Consider the following 13,982-nt stretch of genomic DNA (forward strand, 5'->3'; position numbering starts at 1 on the left):
AAATCCAAGGTTAAACCTTTGATGTTATTATTTTTTATGTCCATGGATTTGAGATTTCAGCTGCTTTAGAAGGTCTTTGGAGCTCTCATAATACAGGGTGTAGAACTGATCCAGATCAGCCAGCTTGGCAAGCGTTTGTTCATTGGTAATGGTTGCCTTGGCTTCGGCGATCACCTCCTTTCTGGCCTCGAGCCGTTTTATCTGCCCTTCCACCAAGGCAGCGTAGGGATGGGGACGAATCGCGAAGAAGTCCTGGCGCTCACCCGGCATTGTTCGACGCTCAACAATGCCGAGTCTTTCAAGAAAGCACGTATTCGTACTGACGCTCGCCTTACTGACACGCAACGTATCCACAAGCTGCGATGAGCTGACGGGACCATCCGACACGATCAGTGTCGCCCAAAGTTGCCCAGCGATGCGGGAAAAGCCTTCAGATTGAGCCTGAAGACCGAGGCGCTCAATAAAACGCCTGTCTGATTCAGTCAGTGTTTTCATAATCAGAAGATTGCAATGAATTCTGCCAACCCCCGCCCAGCGCGCGATACAAATTAACCGTCGACTGCAAGTGATCGCGCCGCGTTTCCACGAGATCAAGTTCGGTTGTAAACAGGCTTCGTTCAGCGTCCAGCACCTCCAGGTAACTGGACGCGCCACCCTCAAAGCGCAATCGCGCAAGTTTAGCCGTGCTTCGCAGTGCTGCTACCTGCCGGGCCTGCGCTTCCAGGCGATCTTCGGTACCACGCACCCCGGCCATCGCGTCGAGCACCTCCCGAAACGCCACCTGAATGGCCTGACGATACGCAATCAGGGCCTGGCGTTGACGCGCCTCCGCCTGATTGACTAGTGCCTCGGAACGCCCGAAGTCCAGCAACGGGCCGACTAACGAGCCGCCCAACTGCCACGTGGATGCCGAACCCTGGAACAAGTCGCCACCGGACGCACTTCGCAGGCCCAGCAGCCCCTCGAATGAAATCCTGGGCAGAAACGCCGCCCGGGCAACACCGATTTCGGCGTTGGCCGCGATCAATTCCTGTTCGGCTGCGGCAATGTCGGGTCGCCGAACCATCAGATCTGCTGGTCGGCCTGCAGGGATACTGGCCGGAACATCCATCTCACCAATGGTATTCGCTACGGAAATATCACTACGTACAATCCGTTGTGGATCTCGCCCCAGAAGCACTGCCAAGGCGTTTCGCTGAAGGGAGCGCTGTTGGCGAAGCCTCGGAAGTTCGGATTCAGCGGCCGCAAGCTCGGATTCTGCCTGCCGCAGGGCCAATTCATTAATCTCGCCTCCTTCAAACCGGGCCCGTTGCAGGGCGACCGATTCGCGGCGGGACGACACGGTGCGTTCCGCGATGTCGATCTGACGATCAAGCGCACGCAAATTGAAGTAACCATTGGCCACCTCACCAATCACGGCCAGTCGCACGGCCTCGCGATTCGCTGCACTGGCCAGAAGCCGTGCCCGGGCTGCTTCGCTGGCATTGGCAAGCCGCCCCCAGAGATCCAGCTCGTACGATAGAACACCGCCAACCTGGATATCATTGAAGGGTTGACCACCAGTACTGTTGACGGACTCCTCACTCGGGCCCTGGCGCACCGCGGAGCCCTCCACCTCCAGAAGTGGGTATCGTTCTGCCTGCTGTCCGGTAAGGAGCGCCCTTGCTTCGGCAACCCGGGCAGCGGCGAGCTGCAGATCGTTGTTGGCATCAAGTGCCTCCTCAACAAGCGTGACAAGTGCCGGATCGCCATAGCCACGCCACCAGTCCAGAGGGAGTTTCTCGTCCGCCAAAAGTCGTGCAGACGTCCAGTCTTCCGGCATCGACGGCTCGGGCTTCTTAACAGTCGGCGCGAGTGAGCAGCCACCAAGTGACAACACCATCAAAGTGGTCAGCAATACCTTAACGGTCATCAGCCACACCTCCATTTGCCCGTCCGGGAGCGGCCGCAGCCGAGTCATCCTGGTCTCTGGAGCCACTCAGAAAATCCGTGATACGGCGGACGACCACATAGAACAGTGGAATAAAGAACGTCGCCAGTATCGTTGCCGAAATCATGCCGCCAAGAACCGCCGTTCCTATCGCAATACGGGTGGTTGCACCGGCACCACTGGCGAAAGCAAGCGGCAACACACCCATGCCGAAAGCAACCGATGTCATCAGAATCGGCCTCAAGCGCACTCGCGCCGCTTCCTTGGTTGCCTCGATCAATTTCATTCCCTGATCCTCTAACGAGCGGGCGAACTCCACCAGAAGTATAGCGTTGCGCGCAGTCACACCAACGGTGGTCAGAATGCCAACCTGGAAGAAGACGTCGTTAGGAAGCCCGCGAACCATCGCTGCAAGTACCGCCCCGAGTACGCCCAAGGGCACCGCCAGCATCACGGAAATGGGTATGGTCCAACTTTCGTAGAGCGCGGCGAGCGCCAGAAACACCACCAGTGCCGACAGCGCGTAAAGCAGGGATGCCTGGGCACCGGCCTGGCGCTCCTGATAGGACAGGCCGCTCCAGGCGCCGGCCACACCGTCCGGGAGTTGAGCGATCAAACGTTCGACCTCCGCCATGGCCTCACCGGTACTGTAGCCCGGTGCCGGCTCACCCTGAATCTGACGGGACGGAACACCGTTGAAACGCTCAAGGCGCGGTGAGCCATACTCCCAGCGTCCGTTCGTCACTTCGCTCAACGGGGTCATCTCTCCGTTAGCGGCTCGCAGATACCACGCCTCAAAATCCTCAGGCAGCATCCGGAAAGGGGCATCACCCTGAACATAGACTCGCTTGACCCGCCCCTCATGGAGAAAATCGTTAACGTATTGCGAGCCCCAGGTCACCGACAGAAGTCGACTGATCTCGGACGGCTCTATGCCAAGGGCCTGCGCCTTTTCGTAATCAATGTCCACTTTGTAGCGGGGATTGTCCGCCAAACCGTTGGGGCGCACACTCGTCAGCACGGGGCTTTCGGCCGCCAACTGCAGCAATTGACCTTGCGCTGCCATGAGCGCTTCATGCCCGATGGCACCCCGATCCTGTAAACGCAATTCAAAGCCCAGGGCCTGCCCCAATTCCGGTATCGGTGGCAAATTGAAAGCAAAAGCCCGCCCATCACGCACCAGCCCGGCAAGCGCCCGGTTCGCCCGCTGAATGATCGCGTCGGCGCTTTGCGTCTCGGGATCGCGCTCACTCCATGGCTTGAGATTGACGAACGCCAGTCCCGCGTTCTGCGCCCGGCCAGCGAAACTGAAACCAGCGATTGTGAAGAGGCCCTGTACCTCATCCTGCTCCATAAAGTAATCTTCGATAACCTCAATGGTATCGATTGTGCGCTGCTGCGTTGCACCGGGAGGCAGCTGGTACTGAACCACAACAAAGCCCTGGTCCTCCGCCGGCAGGAACCCTCCGGGCAACCGCAAAAAGAGAACCGCGACCAGTCCGACGATCCCGAAGAACGCAAAGGTGTAAATCCATGCGTGGCGCGCCGTATGGTCAACCAGCCGGACATACCCCCGGGTTATTCGCGCCAGGCCGGCTTCAAACCAGCCGAACAGTTTTTGCAACAGGGTTCTTTCATGTGTGGGCTTGAGTATCCGACCGCACAGCATGGGGCTGAGAATCAGAGCCACCAGCACCGAAAGGACCATGGCACCAGCAATACTCAGGGAAAATTGCCGATAGATTGCCCCTGTGGAGCCTGGGAAGAAGGCCATGGGGATAAACACAGCAGACAGCACCACACCGATGCCAATCAGCGCGCTGGCAATCTGCCCCATGGACTTGCGCGTCGCCTCCATCGGGCTCAGGCCGTCCTCATGCATCACACGCTCGACGTTTTCAACCACCACGATGGCGTCATCCACCAGAAGGCCGATCGCCAATACGAGACCGAAGAGAGTGAGCATGTTGATGGAAAAACCGAAAGCCGCCATGATCGCAAAGGTGCCCAGCAGCACCACCGGGATTGCGATCGCCGGCACCAGGGTGGCTCGCCAGCTCTGCAGAAACAGCAGCATTACCAGCACCACCAGCGCGATTGCCTCGATGATGGTCTGCACCACTGCGTCAATGGAGGCCTCCACGAAGGGCGCCGTCTGGTAGGGGTACCGAATCTCCACCCCTTCGGGAAAATATGGCTCGAGCTCCTGGAGCCGCGCTTTAACAGCCTCTGTGACCGCAAGCGAGTTGGCACCCGGCGCCAGATTGATGCCAAGGCCGGCTGCCGGCTCGCCATCGTAGAAAGTGTCAATCTGGACTGCACCGCCGCCCAGCTCAACGCGGGCAACATCCCCCAGGCGCACCCGGGACCCGTCGGGCATACTCTTGAGCAGGATGTTGCGGAACTCTTCGGTTGAGGTGAGCAAGGTCTGGGCGGTGACCGTGGCATTGAGCTGCTGGCCCTCGACCGCGGGCAGCCCGCCGAGCTGGCCGGCGGTGACCTGGGCGTTTTGCGCCTCAATGGCGGCGCTCACGTCGGCGACGGTCAGGCCGTAATTGGTCAACGCCGAAGGGTCCAGCCAAATCCGCATCGCATATTCAGAGCCGAAAACCTGCACGCTGCCGACGCCGGTTATCCGTCCGATGGGTTCCGCTAACTCGGAGCTGATGAAGTCAGCGAGATCCAGTTTGCTGAGGCGACCGTCGGTAGAGACGAATGCCATTACCATCAGAAAGCTGGTACTGGATTTCTCGACACTGATCCCCTGCTGGCGCACCACTTCCGGGAGCCGCGGTTCCGCCAGTTTGAGCTTGTTCTGCACCTGGACCTGGGCAATGTCCGGATCGGTGCCCGCCGCAAAGGTGAGAGTAACCGTAGCCTGGCCTGAGGAATCTGCTGTCGACCCCATATAGAGCAGATTGTCGAGGCCGGTCATCTCTTGTTCAATGACCTGAACCACCGTATTGGACACGGTGTCCGCCGAGGCACCAGGATAATCGGCCTGAATTTCCACCGCCGGCGGCGCCACCGACGGATACCTCTGAACCGGCAAAACGAAGATCGCCATGATGCCTGCCAGCATGGCGACAATGGCCAGAACCCAGGAAAAAACGGGCCTGGAAATAAAGAAATTAATCATTGCGCGGGGCCCTCCTCTTTGGAGGCGTTCTTCTTCGGATTATTCGTGCCACTGGCTTGCTGGTTTTGGGTGGGATGTAATGGAATATCTGCGGCAACCGGCTTCACCTTGGCTCCTGGCCGAACCTTCTGCAGACCGGAGACGATGAGACGATCCCCCGGTTCCAACCCCTTCTCCACCAGCCAGAATGCGCCAATGGCCCGCTCTGCCTCTAACTGGCGGGCGACAACTTCACCCTCCGGGTTGACCAGCAACGCGGTGGCCTCTCCTTGCGGGTTACGGCTCACGCCCTGCTGCGGCGCCAGAATGACGTTCTCCCGAACTCCCTCACTCAGACGAACGCGCACGTACATTCCAGGCAGAAGGTCTTCGTCCGGATTGGGGAAAACGGCTCTCACCGTGACAGAACTGGTGCTTTGGTTGACGGTTACATCCGTAACGTCAACGCGTCCCTTATGCGGATAGGGGGTACCGTCTTCGCGCAACAAAACAGTCTCGGCTTCATTTGGGCCGGCCTTAGAAGCCGCGCCCTCCTTCAGAGACGACCGAATTCGAGCCAGTTTTTCGACCGGTAGCTGAATATCGACATACATGGGATCAAGCTGAACCACGCGCGCCAGGACCTGGGGCTGATTGGCGGTTACCAGCGCACCCTCCGTGTACAGTGTCGGGCCAATGCGCCCGGCGATGGGAGCCTTGACCTCGGTATACGCCAGATCGATACCCGCCGTTTCGACCATCGCCTGGGATCGGGAGACATCCGCCCGGGCTGCCTCCAAGGCCGATAGCGCTTCATCACGTTGACGCTTGCTGACCGCATTCTTCTCAAACAAGTCTGACGTACGTGCCCACTCCCGCTGCGCCTGTCGCAATTCGGCCTGTGCGCGCTCCAGTTCTGCCTGGGCCCGCTGATGGGCAGCACGGTATCGGTTGGGGTCGATCTGGTAGAGGACCTCACCTGCTTTGACCTGGGCGCCTTGTTCAAACAAGCGCTCCTGCAAAATGCCCGTGACTTGCGGCCTCACTTCCGAGATACGGTAAGCGGCGGTTCTGCCCGGCAGCTCCATTGAAAGGTTCACACGCTGAGGCTGCATTTCAACAACCCCGACTTCCGGAGGCGGCGGTGCAGACCGCTCAGCCTTTGCCTGACCGGAGGAATTGTCGCAACCGGCCAGCAACAAAGCCGCCACCCACACTGGCAACATGCGGACCCCAAATAGACGCGCCATCAAACTCTTCTCTGTCTGCATAAAACTAACCTCTGAATGGGCCAAAGACTCAAAAACCGTTCGATCCATGCCTTCGTTTATAACCAGGTAGACAGAACGATCGATCCAAACTGATCGACGCCGTCCTTTTCCTCGAATTCCTCGCTGCGCCACAGGTAGGTGTAAGCGATCTGCCAGCGATCCCAGGTCAATGCCGCACCCACCTGGGCGTCGCCAACCCATTCGCGGCTATCAACCGAGTGGCTGTCCTCGAAACTGTTGCCGTCGAGCAACAGGTTGTGCGCCATATAGCGCCCTTCAACGGCAGCGAAGAGGTACCAGCTAAAGCCCTGATCCCGCCGAAAAGAGGATTGCCCGCCTTGCGAGGGGGCGACTGACGGAATGCCGAAACTACGATCAAGCCCCTCCCCCAAACGAAACCCCAGGCCGCCGGAAGCGTAGGTATACAGGTTGCCGAGCGCGAACCCGGCAGACGGCCCATATTCAACAGTCAGCTCAGCGAGATCCTGTTGAACTAGCCAGGCACGTTCGTAACCAAAATTAATGACTGGCTCGTTGTCAAGCTGGTTGTCCCAGCCCCTCGGTTTGTCTGCCGCAATCAGTTCGTGGAAATTTCGTTGGACTACTTCAGCTCCGGAAGCCGGTCCTACGATGCCCACGTCGATATGCAGGCTGTCTGCCAAACGCAAACCACCGTGCTCCCTTTCGCTCAGTAGCGAAATCCCGCCAAACAAAAGGCCGGCATAGGGACGGTCATCTTCAATAAGGGTTTCAACCTCTATGTCTTCCGGCGTATACATCTGTTGCCCCAGCCGGTATGTTGCGCCGGCAAGACTACTGCCAGACCAGCCCGGAATAATATCCGCAAGACGACGGGTCCAGTGTTGATCGGCGGGCTCAAAGGCCCAGATCACCTCTACGCCGTTGGTATATTGACCATCGCCGCCGGCGGAAAACGCATCGTTTTCCACTTTCAGGGACAGCAGGCCTTCAGCGGAAGCTGATGTCACAAGAGAACCCAGCAACAGACCTGAGAACCAATTCCGATAACGCTTTCTGCAACGTCGAGATTTCAATGAAGCGCCCTCTGCCAAGGCGGGTTGAACCGGTTGCAAAGAACTTACTCCCGGATGCTGCCCCACCTTCCCATGCCCGTTAATTCGATGATCGGCCAAAAAGGCTAGGACGACTGCCGCACATTATGTTCATTTCGTTCAGTATAAACTAAACGTAACACACTTAATAATTGACTGCCAGCCGTGATGGAATTGTCCTGTGCCGGCGGAATTTGCGGAATGCTCCAATCCTAATCTTGTCGCCCGCGCCTGAAAAATGTCTCGGGTTCAGGAATTTTTGAGGTTGGCGGAATTTTCCATAACCCGCTCAAACACACGCAGAGCGACTTCCAGATCCTTGTCTTCAATGCCCTTCAGCATCTCCTCTCGCAATAGATTCGCCCGTTCATTCAGTTCGCTCATAAAGCATTCACCGGCATTGGTAAGATACAGCAGCCTGGCGCGCCGATCACGCTTACAGGGCCGTCGTTCAATCAGACCCTGCTCCTCAAGACTGTCAAGCAGACGGACCAATGTCGGATTCTCGATGGTCATCAAATGGGCTAACTCCCGCTGAGTCATTCCTCCACCACCACGCTGCAAGCAAACCATGGCAAACCAGCGAGCCTGGGTAACCCCCAGGTCTTTCAGGCGCTCATCCAGTAACTTTCGCCAGCGCCTAGCTACCCGGGCACTGGTAAAAGGAAACTGATCTCGAGGGATTTGCGGGTCCATATCACTGACCTGATATTGCTGACTCAGCAACAGTAAATCGTAAGCTAATCATTTAGGCAAGTCTACGTTACTCACTAACCAGTTTTGCGCCAAAACGACATGCAACTCAAGCAGGTTCTCAGGCCAGCTACTAAGGAACTTTCCGAAGGGCTCCGTCAATAGCCCGCCAGCGCGTTCGTTTATAGTCAACGCGACACCAGCACAGGGATTGACGCTTGACAGAGTACAGTTCGAGTAGCGCTACCCAGCACCAGTCGGGTGAGCCGCGTATGGCCATAGGCGCCCATCACCAGCATGTCGGCATGGAACGCCCGCGCCTGCTCGAGTAGCACCGGGCCGACCTTACCACCGTCGACTTGTTCCAGTGTTACCTGTACGCCATAACGCGCGAGGTGGCGACACAGGTCCGCGCCGAAATCTTCTCTACACTCCAGCTCGCCATCCGGTTCATCGCAGACACAAACCACCTTCACTGCTTCTGCCTGGGCCAGGAAGGGTAACGCATCGCCGACAGCTCGTGTTGCCTCCCTGCTAGCGTTCCAGCCAACAACGATACGTCGTCCAATCCGTCCGGCCGGCCATTCGTCTGGAATGAGTATAGTCGGGCGTCCAGACCCGAAGATAACATGCTCGGCCATCCTGACCGTCATGGAAGGTTCGGGGGAGCTTTCGAAGGGAGGGACCAAAGCCAGCCCTGCATAGCGCGCGTGTAGCATTAATTCCTCCGCTAACTCGCTCTCGGACAAGCGCCACTCTGCGTTAATACCCCTTGCGCGAACCATTGCCTCAAAGCGCCCTCTGACCTGAGTCTCTGCGTCCCGAACACGCACGCGATGCTGATCGAGCAAGGTGCGCATGGCGGGGCCGGCCACAGCGTACGCATGAGGCATCGCTCTCAGTGGCGTTGCCACAAACACCGCTATCAGACAGGCATCCCAGCTCGCGGCGATGTCAGCGGCGATCGCCAGTCGCCGGTCATAGGGCCGAGCCTCTTCAAGAAAGACAACGATATCCTTAGGTAGCATGCTTCACCTCCTGGTCACGCGCTTTCCATAACCTACTCAAAAACACGCAGGCGGACCAATGTCGGATTCTCGATGACCATCAGGTGGGCTATCTCCCGCTATGTCAGCCCTCCACCATCACGCTGCAGGCAGACCATGGTGAACCAGCGAGCCTGGGTAGCCCCCAGGTCTTTCAGGCGCTCATCCAGCAACTTGCGCCAGCGCCTTGCTAACCGGACACTGGTGAAAGGAAACTGATCCCGAGGGATTTGCGGGTCCATGTCACTGTCCTGATACTTATTAAGCCCTCTCCCCAGTCTAGCGGTTGACCGCTAAGCTGGAAGGCGACCAAACACCACAAGGGAGAAGACTCAATAAACTTTATCGTAGCACCTACCATCATTATTGTGGAGTCGATCTGCTGCATGCCTGTACGTCTGTATCATCAACCAGCAGGGGGAGGTGTTGCTACACAAGGAAATCAAAGGACGGCAACTTCCCGCTGGCCTACACCTATCCCAACGAGATGCGGGCCACCCGCGACCTACTGCGACGACGCTTCCGCATCGTCCAGCACGGGGCCATGCTCAAAACCCACGTGGTGAACACCACCAGCCAATACAATCTGCCACCCAATAAGGTAAACCTTAAGAATGTGGGAGTCCGGGAACAGGTTCAGGCGGCCTTTGCCGGACAGGATGTCCAGCACAACATCAATCTCGGACTGGCCATCATCGAGTGCTATCACCGTGAGCTGAGCAAGCTTGAAGAACACCTGGAGCGGCAAGCCAAACAACATAATCCCACTTCTCTGAGTGTGCTAAGGACCATTCCCGGTGTAGGGCGCATCCTAGCGCTGACCATTCTCTACGAAATCGGTGATATCCAGCGCTTTGAGTCAGTTCAGAAGTTCGCTTCCTATGCCAGACTCATCAACTGCAAAGCCGAGTCTGCCGGCAAGGTGGATCCTGGCCACCGCAAGCGACGGGGCCTCGGGCTGTTTGTTCTGTCGGTCAGGATGACACCACTTCGCCAGCATCGCCAGACAGCCGCCAGAACCAGCCGGATCTCATCTTGCCTTTTTGGGGGCCTGACCGGCCCTGGTGGCCGGCCTTGATGAGCGTTTCGTCGATGGCCAGTACCGGCTGCGCGGCACGTTGTCGGTCTGCGCATCCACAATGGGGCGCAGCAGGTCGATGGCTCGCTTGACCAGCTTGGTCAGGGTACTGCGGCTGATGGTGATGCCGGATTGCTGGATGCGCTGGTGCTGACGATACAACGGCAGGGGGACTGAAACTTGTCCACCAGCAGGCTGACATCGGCCAGGCTGTTGTGCAGCACGTTAAATAGAGCCGGTGTTGTCGCAGGCTTCTCGGTGCCCTTTGCGCCGGAACACCGGGCGTTCCACCTTCAGCACCACGTAACTGGAGGCCCGCTGGGCCAGCCGGTAGGAGGTTTTGGTGCCGAGGATGTCGTACTGGTCGGCGTCCGGCCCGATCTGCTCCGATGGCATGTGTTCAATGACTTCCACCGGCACATCGGCACTAAAGCGCAGACCAGTATCGTTCAGGCAGTCGTCATCCCGCTGTTTCTTGCATGAATAGAAACTTTTTCTCTATTGGCCCGGTCGGTTACTACCCATGCTTATAAACTGGGATAAGTGGGAAACTGGGAATTTCTGATCCTTTTCCGATTTACCAACACCTCGCCTCAACCGAAAAAAACCTACTGGCAAGTCTAGCAAGAGCGGCACTCCCGATGCACCACTGCGGATACACCGAAGTTTGTACTGACAGCGCAACACATTGATTTTATTAAATATTATTTTGATTTTCCTCTTGCATATTTGCAACTTCGTGCGAATATTTTAGAAAACGCAGGAGTTCAAAATGACCAAGTTGAAGACCATTTGTTTTGCTGTAACTACAGCCGCGCTCGCGGGTTGCGCTGTCATGCCTCGACACTATGACGACGAATCATCCCGCGCACTGAATCTGGCCCGTGCCGGCGGCGTCTACGATCAGGACCTGCGGGATTCACCAGACGGGACGCGCTCGCATCGAAAGGGTTTGCTGGTAAGCGCCCTCGACCTGGCCAGATTGGCCACCTCATTAGATGCGCCGCTTCGTCATCTTACCGGCACCCAGACGCTGTTCTTCAACGCCACTGACATCATGATGACGCCGGACAACCCTTCGGCGCGACCCAGCCTGATGGGCTGGATGCCGGAATCACTGGCGGCGAACGAGGATGACGCCTATGACCACTATGTTGCCGTTGTAGATGAGGCCATCACCCAGGCCGCCGAGTCGATGGCGATAAATGTAACGAAGCTCACAGACGTGAAGACGCCGGAGATTGATGGGAACCCGCTCATGCTGTGGTCGGTAACAGTCGAGCGATATGGCTGTGCCGATAGCAACTGCATCATCGCCTATAACATCCAACAACCGAATCACTGGAAGACACCAAGCTATGTCATCGGCCGTGAAGCAGCCAGTTACAACATCGCTGCCAACCATCCCGAGAAATATTCCCGACTGGTATTTCGGCAGTCCGGCCATGAACGTACCTTTCCTGTAGATGAATTCTATGGCGCTGTCAGCGCCGGCATGCCTCCCTGGATAGTGATGTACTTTCCACCGAACACCGTGATCCAGGACGGCGAGCCGCTCCCCTATCCGGTGTTGTATGAACAGGGCCAACAGCTGATGTTCAGGGAGCCCGACCATGAGTGACTGGCACGATGAACTTGAGTTGGCACTGCTGCCGCTGGAGGACCTGAGAGTCGATAGCGTCTACATGACTTTTGTGATCAGCAATGCCCTGAGCGAGCGAGGCATTTTCCATCAATGCCGGATCGGATACGCGGAGGACCGACTGAGCCGAATGACCACCGCTCCCCATTGCTGGGTCGAGCTCGAGCAGGACTTGAGGGCGATGACGAACGATGCCTACAGCAAGGTGAAACCGCCGTGGCTGGCCGGGCAAGCCGCAGCGGCCTGACGCCGGGAAAAACTTGCATTTTCTCAGGTTCTGGTAGCTTCGAAGTAAAGAACTATCGGGGACTGAGGCCATGGTAAGAGTGGCAAAAATCGTAACAGTGGGGCTCGCCGGGATCGGCGTTGTGGAGCTCGCCTTTAGGGGTACCGATGCAGCGCTTTACGCATGGTATTTATTGTTCGTGCTCTGGGTGGTCGCACTGTTCATTCGCTTCGCACTGGCCGTAGTCGATGCCTACAAGACGGTTTTCGCCAAGGGACCCGATGGGGAAATGACGTTTCCTGAATTCGAACAAAAGATGGCGTCGTTCAGTCGAGGCAGTGATGAGGAGGCAACCGGCGCGGGCAACAAGGCAACTTCCGGCAATGGGAGCAATGGCGGTACAGAGGGTTTCTTCGATGACGACAGAATCAACCAGATTTATCGAGCGGACGATCCGTTCGGGGAGTTTCTCGACTCTTGAGGTGGTTCCTTATGGGTACAGATCAGGAGAACCAGAGGTTCGAACCCGGTAACGGCCACCAGAACCACCTAAACCAGACCGGCCAGAGAGAACCACTTATAACAGACTGAGGAACCGACGATGTTTATTCGAGCCTACCTTCGGGCATCCACGCAGGAACAGAATGCGGAGCGAGCCCGGGAGTCACTGGTACAGTTCGCAGCCAACCACGGTCAGCGTATTGCCGCTTTCTACGTGGAGAACGTGTCCGGCGCTACTTTGCACCGACCCGAGCTGATGAAGCTGATCACAGATTCCGGTGAGGGTGACATTGTGCTGGTCGAACAGATCGACCGGCTGGCTCGCCTCAAAAAAAGTGACTGGGACTCCCTCAAGCAAAAGCTGGCCGCCAAGCGGTTAGCCATCGTCTCCCCGGAATTACCAACCAGTTGGCTCGCTCTGGAAAAGAAAGACGACACCGGATTCACCGACTCCATTCTACGAGCGGTCAACGCCATGATGCTCGACATGCTGGCTGCCGTGGCCCGCAAAGATTACGAAGACCGTCGGCGCCGGCAGTTCCAGGGCATTCATAAAGCAAAAACGGAGGGCAAGTACCAGGGGCGGCAACCAGACCTGAAGCGCAGACAGCACATCGCCAGCCTGCTACGCAGTGGCCACAGCTACAGCGAGATCCAGGAGATGCTGAGTTGCTCGCGGCACTTGATTGCGTCTGTCGCCAAAGAACAAAGACAGGCCGATGCTGTGGCCTGAAACCAACAAACTGCCCTCAAAGGGCAGTCAACTATTGGAGACGTGAATATGCTGAACCTATCTGCCACACTGATTGCATTCCTGAGCTTTGTCGCAGTTGTACTTTTTATCTGCGTTGTGGCCTACCGCAACGCGGACCGGCTGGAAGCGTTCCTGGAGCGAAAGTTCCGAAAAAAATCACCCCGACACAATGGCGATCTGAAATAAATTCGGGGCAAACCGGTGTTCTTGCCCAAAACGGGCAGTTTGAGAGCCGTGCCTACTGCGTCGTCCATGGCAGCATAATCGTGAAGTCGATATGAGGTTATGCACATGACGGACAAAACAGCCATGCTTCCCGAAAGCTTTCTATTTTTGCTGGAACAGGAAGAAAAGCGGAGGCAGCTGCGGGAGGACGCGGGGCTTCCGGCTCTCACAATACTGATCGACGCCGCTCATAGTGGAGGCGGCCAGGCCCGGCATATCCGGCGATTCCTGCTTGGCCTATATAACGCGAGTCACTGGCCATTCGAGCTGAACCGGCTGAGGGCCTTGGATGCCGAGCTGCAACAGGCTGCGTTGCAGGTTCTGGCGCTGGATTGGAATGGCCGGGAGGTTCACACCTATGTGCCGGGTGGTGACGAGCTGTTTCAGTCCTGGTGGGAGTGGGAAGCGAGCGCCTGACACACCGC

Annotated in this window: 15 protein-coding genes and 2 pseudogenes; 7 read left to right on the plus strand and 10 right to left on the minus strand. The window is 57.3% G+C overall.

The genetic code is table 11. The features are described from left to right. Positions 1–27: 27 nt before the first annotated feature. The 8 genes and pseudogenes from ACSSVV_RS11665 to ACSSVV_RS11700 form a co-directional block, all read right to left on the minus strand. Positions 28–495, minus strand: coding sequence for a GbsR/MarR family transcriptional regulator (locus ACSSVV_RS11665; protein ID WP_011784128.1), 468 nt, complete (start codon positions 493–495; stop codon positions 28–30). Beyond that, entirely contained in the window at positions 479–1,912 is a 1,434-nt protein-coding gene (locus ACSSVV_RS11670) for an efflux transporter outer membrane subunit (RefSeq protein ID WP_454106298.1), read from the minus strand. The genes ACSSVV_RS11665 and ACSSVV_RS11670 overlap by 17 nt, the downstream gene beginning before the upstream one ends. Further along, on the minus strand, positions 1,902–5,069 hold the full coding sequence (locus ACSSVV_RS11675; RefSeq protein WP_023011706.1) for an efflux RND transporter permease subunit: 3,168 nt from the start codon (positions 5,067–5,069) through the stop codon (positions 1,902–1,904). Before ACSSVV_RS11675 ends, ACSSVV_RS11670 begins: the two co-directional genes overlap by 11 nt. Next, on the minus strand, positions 5,066–6,298 hold the full coding sequence (locus ACSSVV_RS11680; protein ID WP_454106299.1) for an efflux RND transporter periplasmic adaptor subunit: 1,233 nt from the start codon (positions 6,296–6,298) through the stop codon (positions 5,066–5,068). The genes ACSSVV_RS11675 and ACSSVV_RS11680 overlap by 4 nt, the downstream gene beginning before the upstream one ends. Before the next feature lie 77 nt (positions 6,299–6,375). Continuing rightward, positions 6,376–7,308, minus strand: coding sequence for a lipid A deacylase LpxR family protein (locus tag ACSSVV_RS11685; protein WP_454106300.1), 933 nt, complete (start codon positions 7,306–7,308; stop codon positions 6,376–6,378). Between the two features lie 333 nt (positions 7,309–7,641). After that, positions 7,642–8,088 (minus strand): MarR family transcriptional regulator, encoded by a 447-nt coding sequence (locus ACSSVV_RS11690; protein WP_022992180.1) that lies wholly within the window; start codon positions 8,086–8,088, stop codon positions 7,642–7,644. Between the two features lie 185 nt (positions 8,089–8,273). Then, a complete protein-coding gene (locus tag ACSSVV_RS11695; RefSeq protein WP_454106301.1) occupies positions 8,274–9,113 on the minus strand; it encodes a universal stress protein in 840 nt (279 codons plus the stop codon). A 101-nt stretch (positions 9,114–9,214) separates the two neighbouring features. After that, positions 9,215–9,373, minus strand: a pseudogene (locus tag ACSSVV_RS11700) (MarR family transcriptional regulator); the annotation flags it as partial. Between the two features lie 203 nt (positions 9,374–9,576). Here ACSSVV_RS11700 and ACSSVV_RS11705 point away from each other — a divergent pair. Continuing rightward, positions 9,577–10,209, plus strand: a pseudogene (locus ACSSVV_RS11705) (transposase); the annotation flags it as partial. Here ACSSVV_RS11705 and ACSSVV_RS11710 read toward each other — a convergent pair. Both ACSSVV_RS11710 and ACSSVV_RS11715 read right to left on the minus strand, forming a co-directional pair. After that, positions 10,162–10,371, minus strand: coding sequence for an IS66 family transposase (locus ACSSVV_RS11710; RefSeq protein ID WP_022988836.1), 210 nt, complete (start codon positions 10,369–10,371; stop codon positions 10,162–10,164). The pseudogene ACSSVV_RS11705 and the gene ACSSVV_RS11710 overlap by 48 nt on opposite strands. 63 nt (positions 10,372–10,434) lie before the next feature. Next, positions 10,435–10,605, minus strand: coding sequence for a hypothetical protein (locus ACSSVV_RS11715; RefSeq protein ID WP_220150157.1), 171 nt, complete (start codon positions 10,603–10,605; stop codon positions 10,435–10,437). A 376-nt stretch (positions 10,606–10,981) separates the two neighbouring features. On the opposite strand from ACSSVV_RS11715, the gene ACSSVV_RS11720 reads away from it, so the two are divergent. The 6 genes from ACSSVV_RS11720 to ACSSVV_RS11745 all read left to right on the plus strand — a co-directional run bounded on the left by ACSSVV_RS11720 (position 10,982) and on the right by ACSSVV_RS11745 (position 13,974). Further along, positions 10,982–11,830 (plus strand): hypothetical protein, encoded by an 849-nt coding sequence (locus ACSSVV_RS11720; RefSeq protein WP_011784118.1) that lies wholly within the window; start codon positions 10,982–10,984, stop codon positions 11,828–11,830. Then, entirely contained in the window at positions 11,823–12,098 is a 276-nt protein-coding gene (locus ACSSVV_RS11725; protein ID WP_011784117.1) for a hypothetical protein, read from the plus strand. Before ACSSVV_RS11720 ends, ACSSVV_RS11725 begins: the two co-directional genes overlap by 8 nt. A gap of 70 nt (positions 12,099–12,168) precedes the next feature. Continuing rightward, entirely contained in the window at positions 12,169–12,558 is a 390-nt protein-coding gene (locus ACSSVV_RS11730; RefSeq protein ID WP_011784116.1) for a hypothetical protein, read from the plus strand. 120 nt (positions 12,559–12,678) lie between these two features. Then, on the plus strand, positions 12,679–13,311 hold the full coding sequence (locus tag ACSSVV_RS11735) for a recombinase family protein (protein WP_022992177.1): 633 nt from the start codon (positions 12,679–12,681) through the stop codon (positions 13,309–13,311). Positions 13,312–13,359: 48 nt separating this feature from the next. Then, positions 13,360–13,518, plus strand: coding sequence for a hypothetical protein (locus tag ACSSVV_RS11740; RefSeq protein WP_022992176.1), 159 nt, complete (start codon positions 13,360–13,362; stop codon positions 13,516–13,518). A gap of 105 nt (positions 13,519–13,623) precedes the next feature. After that, positions 13,624–13,974 carry a DUF7673 family protein gene (locus ACSSVV_RS11745; protein ID WP_081699727.1) on the plus strand — a complete coding sequence of 117 codons (351 nt, stop codon included), beginning with the start codon at positions 13,624–13,626 and terminating at the stop codon, positions 13,972–13,974. Positions 13,975–13,982: the final 8 nt, after the last annotated feature.

The sequence above is a fragment of the Marinobacter sp. MBR-105 genome, from assembly GCF_053628895.1.

What these genes read in the sequence shown, in the direction of transcription:
- ACSSVV_RS11695 (WP_454106301.1), bottom strand. Translation starts at nt 9,113, where the DNA reads ATGCTACCTAAGGATATCGTTGTCTTTCTTGAAGAGGCTCGGCCCTAT.
- ACSSVV_RS11715 (WP_220150157.1), bottom strand. Translation starts at nt 10,605, where the DNA reads ATGCCATCGGAGCAGATCGGGCCGGACGCCGACCAGTACGACATCCTC.
- ACSSVV_RS11680 (WP_454106299.1), bottom strand. Translation starts at nt 6,298, where the DNA reads ATGGCGCGTCTATTTGGGGTCCGCATGTTGCCAGTGTGGGTGGCGGCT.
- ACSSVV_RS11690 (WP_022992180.1), bottom strand. Translation starts at nt 8,088, where the DNA reads ATGGACCCGCAAATCCCTCGAGATCAGTTTCCTTTTACCAGTGCCCGG.
- ACSSVV_RS11745 (WP_081699727.1), top strand. Translation starts at nt 13,624, where the DNA reads ATGACGGACAAAACAGCCATGCTTCCCGAAAGCTTTCTATTTTTGCTG.
- ACSSVV_RS11740 (WP_022992176.1), top strand. Translation starts at nt 13,360, where the DNA reads ATGCTGAACCTATCTGCCACACTGATTGCATTCCTGAGCTTTGTCGCA.
- ACSSVV_RS11675 (WP_023011706.1), bottom strand. Translation starts at nt 5,069, where the DNA reads ATGATTAATTTCTTTATTTCCAGGCCCGTTTTTTCCTGGGTTCTGGCC.
- ACSSVV_RS11730 (WP_011784116.1), top strand. Translation starts at nt 12,169, where the DNA reads ATGGTAAGAGTGGCAAAAATCGTAACAGTGGGGCTCGCCGGGATCGGC.
- ACSSVV_RS11665 (WP_011784128.1), bottom strand. Translation starts at nt 495, where the DNA reads ATGAAAACACTGACTGAATCAGACAGGCGTTTTATTGAGCGCCTCGGT.
- ACSSVV_RS11720 (WP_011784118.1), top strand. Translation starts at nt 10,982, where the DNA reads ATGACCAAGTTGAAGACCATTTGTTTTGCTGTAACTACAGCCGCGCTC.
- ACSSVV_RS11735 (WP_022992177.1), top strand. Translation starts at nt 12,679, where the DNA reads ATGTTTATTCGAGCCTACCTTCGGGCATCCACGCAGGAACAGAATGCG.
- ACSSVV_RS11670 (WP_454106298.1), bottom strand. Translation starts at nt 1,912, where the DNA reads ATGACCGTTAAGGTATTGCTGACCACTTTGATGGTGTTGTCACTTGGT.
- ACSSVV_RS11725 (WP_011784117.1), top strand. Translation starts at nt 11,823, where the DNA reads ATGAGTGACTGGCACGATGAACTTGAGTTGGCACTGCTGCCGCTGGAG.